We start from the raw sequence: 8,962 nt of genomic DNA, 5'->3' as shown, positions 1-8,962 counted from the left end.
TTGACTCAAGCATTAATGCAGTACGATCTTCAAAGTTAAGATGATGGTATGACAATTTTATATACTCCATAAACCCTTTAAATTAATTAGGTGGTTTATGTCGCACTTCAAGTTTTACTCTGCCCTGCTTCAACCGACAGAATTCATTCTCAACTAAATGTCTGATTTTATATAAATACCAATCCATGTATGATCAATAGATGACATTAACTTTATAATTAAAGCCTTTAAATGTCATCCAAAAATAAATATTAAAATTATTAATAAATACAAGATTCAATATTTTTAATAATATTAGCTATATTGTTTTTCTTTTTTATAATATTTTTTAAGTCAAAACTAATGTTATTGATATATTTTTCTAAGCAGAAATCTAACTCAGGAATTTCTTTAATTAGTTCGTTAGTTAATTTAATTTCATAGTTTTTATCTAATTCTTGTTGTCTAATTTCAATTAATTTTTTGTTTAATATTTCAGTTGCTTTAAATTTGCAATGATCAAATCTAAAATTTTCCAATTTTGAAGTTTCTGAATAATATTTTTTTCCATTCGAGCTAATAACTTCTGTGAGGTAATCCTGTCTTACAAGCTCTCTTAGAAGAGCATAAGTCTGCTGTTTTATTTCATCTGAAATGGTATCAAATTGAATCCAGATCTCTTTTGGAGTAAACATGACTAGAATAGTTTGTCGCTCAATAACGTGTAAGAACTGTTCTTTAACTGCATTTTTAATTTCTTTCATATGCCTTATCTTGGAAAGATGATAGCTAATTTTCAATTTATAGATTCTAAATTCTAAGTTGTAGCTTACTGAAACCGAGGTATCTTTACAGATTGTATGCCCTTTATCATTAGCTTTAAGTTCATTAAACGCACTCCGAAAAATTATCAATTTTAAAAATTTAAAGGAAAATAATCTATCACTTTTCAGTCGCATGATTCGATAAAAGTAAAATTTCCTGAGATGTATGAATACTAAGGAATCCTTAGTAATAAATCAATTTAAAACTAAGAAAATCTTAGTTTTATGGTTTATATCTGAACTAATGTCACAACATAATTCAAATGTTTTCTCTATACGTTTAAGAATTGCTCGAAAAACAAAGAACTTGTCCCAAGAACGTTTAGGGATATTGGCCGGTATTGATGAATCATCCGCAAGTGCTCGGATGAATCAATATGAGACTGGAAAACATGTTCCTGACTTTCTTATGGCGACAAAAATTGCAGATGTTTTAGAGGTTCCTGTCGCTTATTTTTATACTAATGATGATTTAATGGCCGAAATTATTTTAAAAATTCATTTGATGACATATTTACAGAAATTGGAAGTTTTAAAATTTATTGATAATTCAGAAGAACTTACCGATTGATGTCAATTGATTAGCGCTTATGACGTTTATAAAAGAATTAATTAAGCTTCTTTATCACACGTACTGTATGCTAATTTTAGATCGTAAATACTTTTCGTAAAAAGTATAGATCAACTCCTTGAATAACCACATAAATGTGCTCTAATCAACAATAACGTCAACTATAAGTATTTACTTCTAATCCTTTAACTAGATTATATCAAAGCAGATTCCATCACTTATTAGACATATACTTGGTATTTTATTGTTAATATAGAACATACGGAAGTTACCTTATTTATTAAAATTTAACACTTCTTTAAATAGATAACTTCCTTTTTCTAAGATCAATCTGTGTTCATATATAAGCTAATAGTAATGATTAATTAGATTTTTTGAACATTGAACCGAAGCTAATTCCATTTTCATCTCTTGGACGTTGCCAAGCCTCGAATAAGCTCACCATACTCTTAGCCAAGCTCTTGTCATCACTAATAGAACCTATTGGGAATGAGGTTAAATAATCTGCTTCCGAATCCAATACATGCAGAATTATCACCACAAATTCATTTTCAACTGCAATGATTTCACAATTACCGTCAAGTAACCCTTCTTTAATACCGTAAAAATATTTTTGATGTTCTTTTGCAATGATCTTTCGATAATTTTGTAAGGAAACACGATCTCGCTCATCTGACATCGGTAAAAAACACTTTAGCTGTATTTCATCGTTTTGTTTATTTTTGAGTTGTCCCAAAGCATTGACAAATGTATTAAATCTAAGAGATTTACCCCAAAATGCATCATCTGGAGCTAACCAATAAATATTCTGTACAGGATGATTTTTCGCAAGAATATCTTTGATTTTATTCAATATCAGTTTTGAATTACCTTGGCTATAACAAGGTCCAATAAACAGGTGATTTCCATTATTTGCTTCATTTCCCATAGGATTTAAGCTATCAAATAATGCAACTGATGCTAAAAAACGACTATCTTTAAAATATTGATGCAAATTTAACTGTTCGAAGCCTTCAAGGTTCTTCACGATATCTCGAATATTATTTCCTTTCTTACTCTGACCCAATACCTGATAAGTCTTATCTTTAAGCTCATCGCTCATAATAGAATCCAAGACTTTTATAGGTTGTGGATCGGCTTGAGCATCTATATTAAGGTCTAGCGACTTACGTACAGTGCATTCCCTAACCTTCTTTACAGTTCCCATTTTGTAGATGGCCGGTCTACCATCCATTTTTTTTAGGGTGATAATGTCATCTTCAATGAGTTGATAAAATTGCTTCTGAAATCTATCTCGAACAATACTTTCACTATTTGCTGCATGTTCGCTTGAAGCGATTAGTTTTAAGCCGTACATATTAGTATCAGGATTCTGAGCTATGTAATTAAAATTAGTAAGCTCATAAACTAGACCATGTGTATGTTCCAAGATCGAAGCAACCTTAGGTATAGAATCCACAGTTGTAAAGTATTTCATTGATTTGTTTGTCAAATGAAATAACCCATCTTGTTTAAGCTCAATCTCGTTATTTGTAATCAGTTGATCTAAAACTATCCGTGACTCTCTTTGATTCATACCCAAAAAGTTTGCAATGTTTTTGACCGACATTGGGCTGATACGCAGTAAACGCATAATCATTGAATCAATAAATTTTGGCATTTGGCTTGATGTATAACTGAATTTTATTTCAAACTTCTGTGCCGGAATCAAAATATCAACATCATGATATGGGATGCTGTAATTACTCATGACTGATACCTCGACTTGTCTTTGTTTTGATATTTGCGTTTAATTTGAATTCATTTTTTCTATCAGCAATATATTGGTAACGTGTCCTATCGCTTGAATACTCCTTAATATAGTTAAGCACTTCACCAAGCGGTGATTCTTGATGTTTTGGCATACTCCATAAACGTGAAGCACCAAAAATAACTAAACGATCCATTGCCCTAGATAATGCAACATTAATTCGGTTTGGCATGTTCATGAATCCAATTTTGTTATCTGGGCTATTTCGGGTTACAGACAGAATGATGATTCTATTCTCTTTCCCCTGATAACTATCGACAGTATCAATTTTTACTAATGATCTAAAATCTTCATTCCAAGCTTTCGAATTGAACTGCTTGCGTAAATAACGCTTTTGTTCACCATACATACATATAATGCCAATCGGAGGCTCATTAGGCTTAGATCGTTCTTTTAACTCTTTTAGTAACTCCTCATCTGCATGAATTTTTTCTAACAAACCAATAATCTTACGAGCCTCATGCTTGTTAAAGAAGGTTGTTCCAACACCATCACTAAATTTTTCAGACGTATCGACCCATGTGACAGTAGAACGTAATTCTTGAACCGAACAATGCTGGTATATATTTGGTACGATTCGAACCATTTTCTCTTGGTAAGGCTTACCTAGAGGCTCAATAACGCCTGTTACTAATTCCTCATCATAGAAACACGCAGAAACCATTTCTCCAATTGCTGGAGCCATACGATATTGAACTAATAACTTACCCTGTACAGCCTTACCATACGGCGAATTAAATAATCGTTCAAAATCACTTTTTAAGTTCGCTTCAATACGGTTTTTTGTAAATCCTAACTTTCGACCAAGGGCTTTAGCATGTTCAGGTGAATATAATGGAGGTAATTGTTTATGATCTCCAACTAATAAAATGCGTTTAGCAGATTGCATCGCAATAGCCAATTCTGAAGAAATTGACCTCGCTGACTCATCAATAATGACCCAATCGAATGATTGGTTCGCAATGTCAATAGAGTGATGTCCTATACCTACACAGGTACCGCAGATAAATTGTCTAGTTTTAGAAAGGTATGTTTCGTAATTAGCATTTGGACTATCAATCAGTTGATCATAGTCGAAAGCAATTTGCACCAAGGCTTTAGCGTTATTTGCAGCCTTACCCTGAACCTCAAAAGTCTCGTCCAGCATCTCCCATATTTGAGTTTCTCGATCTAGTATCTGACGACTATTCCATCCTAATAATGAAGTATGCAATTCCTTTGAATAATCCTTAAGTCTTTCGATAAGCTTCGTTGACAGGTTATTCCATTCAGCCTTGGAGATTAATTGATTATCTTCTGATTCTGTTGATATCCACATTCTAGATAAGTGACCAAACAAATGTACTTTTAAAAACAAAGCACATGCCAAATAATCTCTGTCAACGCCTATCGACTGACTCAAAGAAAGAACTCGATCTTCCATTTCCGTTAAGAATAGATTGCGATGTGTGGATATGATCGAATCCGAAAATACATCTTTTAGATTATTCGATACTGCATTCTCTCTGTTACTGAAACGTACAATCTCTAAAGGCGTATTTAGGCGGTGCGAGTGTTTTCTTATTCGTTCAGCAGCAGTATTAACAGCTTCATGTGATTGACTGACCATCAATACATTATTGACGTTTTGTTTTTCAAAAAGAAAGTGAACAAATGCTGCAATAAATTCAGTTTTACCTGTTCCTGGAGGACCTTGTAGAATTGAAACAGGCCCGTAGTTTATTAATTTTCGAAAAGCCTCGCGTTGAAGACTGTTCAGACTGACAACAACCTCACCTTGCTCATTATGTTGATCAAATCTCTCGAAGTCCTTATCAGTGACTGTAATATCATAGTGAGTCGGTCTAATATCTGAATTAGGCTCGAAATATTCTACCAAGTTTGGAATATCTGATTGTCTTCTTAGAATTTGCTCTAAAGCATTTTTTCTTTTCAAGAATGAAGATTTATCAGCTTTTGTTCTTAAATATAGAACTTCACCAACCTTAATTTTATCGGCGTGTTTAACACCTTTAACTCTTAATTCGCCTGCAAGTGAGTTCTGAATATCAATATCACCTACTCGAAATTCTCTATCTTCTCCATTAAAATCAATAGTCTTGTAAATTAGGCTTATAAGTGAATCTTTAGGAAACTTATCTAATACATCATTATCATCTTCATATCTTGCAATGTAAATTTTACTATCAACCAAATGTAATGGTTGTGACAAGACGATATATGGTAATGCCTCAGTCTCAGTCTCTAAAATTGCCTTCCATAGCTTCTTAGTATCAATATTTAGAGCAGCTAGTTTCTGAATATCATCGCTTAAGTTGTCATCTCTAGATTTTGATGAATGTTCTACTGGAAGTTGATTTTCTTGTGTAAATAATTGTTGATCTGCCTTGTAGTCTTCAGATAACTCCAAATTTTTACTTACATCAACACTTTCATCTTGATCATTAGCTTGCTCTTGAAGGACATCATTAATAGCTGTTGAAAACTCATCGATTTTAAAAAGAAATTCTGATAGTTCAGCATATTCAGGTCTACCTACAGAATGTCTAATATCAAGAGCCACATTTATTTCAAGCATAGCCTGATCTATGACGTAATGTGGAACAACGTCTGACTCACGCACTCCAGTTACAAAGCGTATAGTCTTACTATTTGGATCGAGAATAAACTGTATTGACCCTCCAACACCTTGCATCTTAACAATAATATCATTTGCGTTACGTCCCTTTTCTAATGCTAGATAAATACGTTTATTGTCTGCAAAAATTTTAAGCTCTGTAAACTTATCAGGCACAGGAATTCGAAGTGTCGGAGTATCACCATGAATTTGTTCAGTTTCTATACTTTCTAATAAACGGTTTAGATCACCCAAAGGATATTCTGATTCTTTAAGTTCTATATTTACAGCATCGCTAACCCATTTGAATTCTGAACTATCACTTCCTATTTCAAATCCTAGAATTTCACATACCAATACCATAATTGCATAATTTTGGCACTGTTCACTTGTGGGATTATCAATGTAGGATGGGTAATACTTACTTTCGTGATCTAGATATTCATTAATATCAATAATGTCATTAAAAATAAAACTGTTATCATTCAAATTTAATAAGAGGCTTTTTTGGTCAATTCTTCCGATTGGCAAACCTAACTTGTGTAGATGAATGATGGCCTCAATCAAATTAGCTGCCAACAATAATTTTGATTCTTTCGTAGTTTCAATTTGATCAACAGTTATACCTTCAACAAAATTGCTAACTAGAAATAAAGATCTTGATTTTAATGAAATACCAAATCTTTCTATGCTTGGTAAATATGATAAATTTTGGGAGTTAGCTTCCTCAATACGCTCAAAAAAGTGCTGATATTTTAAAATATCGCTAGATGAAAATTCATTTACATGAACATCAGCCCATTCTTTGACACATAAATTACCTGAACGATATAAGATAATATCGTTCTTTTCATCTTCATAAATTTCATCATCTTCTGGATATAATCTATTCAGTCTTTCTGAAGTGATATATTCATTTAAACATGAAATATCGGCTATAAAATCTACGGCTTGAACAGGTCGTTTTGCATTGAACTCTCTAAACAATTGGCTAGCATCATCTATTTCAAGATTGATAGCCTTTCTCACTAAGTTTGCTAACCAATGGTCACCATTAACACATATATTATTTAGAGCTTTTGGGGTTAAACGAATATTCGACCACAAATGCCATGCGATAACCCCTAACATATAGACGTCTTTTTTAAACGCTTGTACATTAGCAATTTTTGATTCTTTCCCATCAGCAATAAATACTAAATCAGGTTGTAAATCACGAATATTATTAGCTATATTTTTTGAATCTGATGTTAAAAAATGTGAAATAGCCACATCTTTTTCAGGCGATATCCAAATACAATGCGAATTAATATCTCCATGTGATATACCTAGGTTATGCATCTCAGAAAACTTGCTGAGTAAAATCTGAATTAGATTTAACTTATCTTCTTCATTCAAATTCGGGCAAATCGTAGTAATAAAATCATTAAATCTAAGATGACTTTGACGATACTCAACCAATTCATTGTACTGTTGAGTAATTTGCTCTTCATTTGGCATGATTAATGGAACAAGTGCCGTATTGTACAAATGGCTGCTTTGTTTAAATTCAGCACTAATAACTCGCTCATGATTCAACAATGCTGCTCTCATTTTAGGAGATTGAATACTCAATTCCTTAAAATTTGAAAACATCCACTGTCTTATGATTGCTTTGTCGGAGCGTGAAATAGTTGAGGTAGCTTCGTATTCGGTATATAGCTTTTTAGGGTGACTTAGAATCTCATCATCTTGCTTATATTTTTGAACAATGATTTTTTTAGGTTGTGTAACTTTCTGCATAAAGACTTTATCAATAAGGTCAAAATCTTTATAAAGATGCTGGGCACTTGGATGTGGCTTAAATTCTTTATTAAATGAATGCTTATCGGCAAATTTTAAGAATTTATCAAGGCTAATGACATGATTTTTTTCATCATCGGGCAGATTTGAAAAATTAACCTTGCCACACATTACAACAAAGAAATACACCCTTGGAACAAAACCAGGATTTCCCTGAAATTTATCTTTGAGCCCCTTTAATTTATTGACAAGGATGAATTGTTTTTGGCGTGTCAATGAAACAGGTGATACCCCCATATCACGCTCGTCCATATACCAATTACCATTGGCAGACTTAATCGATTTACCATTCCAGTTTTTCAATTCAATAACTATGAGAACACTGTTAGTAACTAAGATTAAATCAAACTCTGCTTCTTTTTTTGAAATCTTATCAACTAATGTATAGCCGGCATAACCATACCAAGGACTATTTTTTCGCATTTCATCGTCAACACTAAATGCTTCTTGAATTTTGGAGATAGCTTCAGTTTCGTGCTGATGAAGCCCATTTGCTTGGGTTTTAATAATTAAAGACATAAAAAGTTAAATCCATAAAACATAGATATTGAAAATCAAGTCAATAAAAAAATAGATATTAAGAATTAAATCAATTAAGTGGTAAGTAGTTGAAATAAAATTAATTAATATATGAATATAAGAAATAAACATAAAAATACGTCCTGTAAAAAAACAGATTAAAAAACAAATCCATAAACCATAGACGTAAAAATAAAATCTATAATTTTCTAGACTTGCAACTTTTACTAAATTTAAAACTTGGTGATATAGTTATGGCCAGTACAATTGTGTACGAGCTCAAATTTAGGTAGGTCTTTTTAGTTATCTTTCCTTGGCTATAATTGAGCCATGAATAATTAATTGAATATAAATTATTCATTTTTTCAGAAAAAGTAAAGTATTTTTTTCAATAAATCATACTATTAAGTAAAACTTAAGAAACTAGCCATTAATCAAATTTACATTTTTTACAACTATAAATTTTTGAAAAGACAGTTTTATAACTGATGCTAAATACCATAAAACAAAGCAACACTCTTCTTAAGTGTTGCTTCTTGTGTTGTTTTTTATAACAACAATCATCAATGTTTTAAATTGCAACACAACTTTCATGAAATTATAAAATAATAAATATATATCAATATTTTAATCAGACAACACAGAAATAAGGTACTTATAATGGGCAATAGTGTTGTTAGAACCCATTTAAAGTGTCTATATTCTCACCAATAAAAATGTCTGGTTTATGATGGTTTTTATCACCATGGACTGGATATAAAATATAGATGCTGATCACTATGTCTGATAAAGAAATTCAA

4 protein-coding genes are annotated in these 8,962 nt (G+C 31.9%); 1 reads left to right on the top strand and 3 read right to left on the bottom strand.

Annotation, left to right across the window (positions count from 1 at the left end):
* Positions 1 to 260: 260 nt before the first annotated feature.
* Positions 261 to 743 carry a hypothetical protein gene (locus FTT86_RS15060; RefSeq protein ID WP_180022928.1) on the bottom strand — a complete coding sequence of 161 codons (483 nt, stop codon included), beginning with the start codon at positions 741 to 743 and terminating at the stop codon, positions 261 to 263.
* A 304-nt stretch (positions 744 to 1,047) separates the two neighbouring features.
* Between FTT86_RS15060 and FTT86_RS15055 the strand changes: the two genes are divergently transcribed.
* Positions 1,048 to 1,374, top strand: coding sequence for a helix-turn-helix domain-containing protein (locus FTT86_RS15055; protein ID WP_180022930.1), 327 nt, complete (start codon positions 1,048 to 1,050; stop codon positions 1,372 to 1,374).
* Between the two features lie 361 nt (positions 1,375 to 1,735).
* Here the strand turns inward: FTT86_RS15055 and FTT86_RS15050 are convergent, their stop codons facing one another.
* Entirely contained in the window at positions 1,736 to 3,124 is a 1,389-nt protein-coding gene (locus FTT86_RS15050; RefSeq protein WP_180027270.1) for a hypothetical protein, read from the bottom strand.
* Positions 3,117 to 8,162 (bottom strand): AAA domain-containing protein, encoded by a 5,046-nt coding sequence (locus FTT86_RS15045; protein ID WP_180181445.1) that lies wholly within the window; start codon positions 8,160 to 8,162, stop codon positions 3,117 to 3,119. The genes FTT86_RS15050 and FTT86_RS15045 overlap by 8 nt, the downstream gene beginning before the upstream one ends.
* Positions 8,163 to 8,962 lie beyond the last annotated feature (800 nt).

The sequence above is a fragment of the Acinetobacter sp. YH01021 genome (assembly GCF_013420255.1).
Lineage (GTDB): Bacteria > Pseudomonadota > Gammaproteobacteria > Pseudomonadales > Moraxellaceae > Acinetobacter.
This window is presented reverse-complemented; position numbering and strand designations above follow the sequence as displayed.

Bases quoted from the DNA above. Each gene is read 5' to 3' on its own strand.
- FTT86_RS15045 (WP_180181445.1), bottom strand. From the start codon at position 8,162: ATGTCTTTAATTATTAAAACCCAAGCAAATGGGCTTCATCAGCACGAA.
- FTT86_RS15055 (WP_180022930.1), top strand. From the start codon at position 1,048: ATGTCACAACATAATTCAAATGTTTTCTCTATACGTTTAAGAATTGCT.
- FTT86_RS15050 (WP_180027270.1), bottom strand. From the start codon at position 3,124: ATGAGTAATTACAGCATCCCATATCATGATGTTGATATTTTGATTCCG.
- FTT86_RS15060 (WP_180022928.1), bottom strand. From the start codon at position 743: ATGAAAGAAATTAAAAATGCAGTTAAAGAACAGTTCTTACACGTTATT.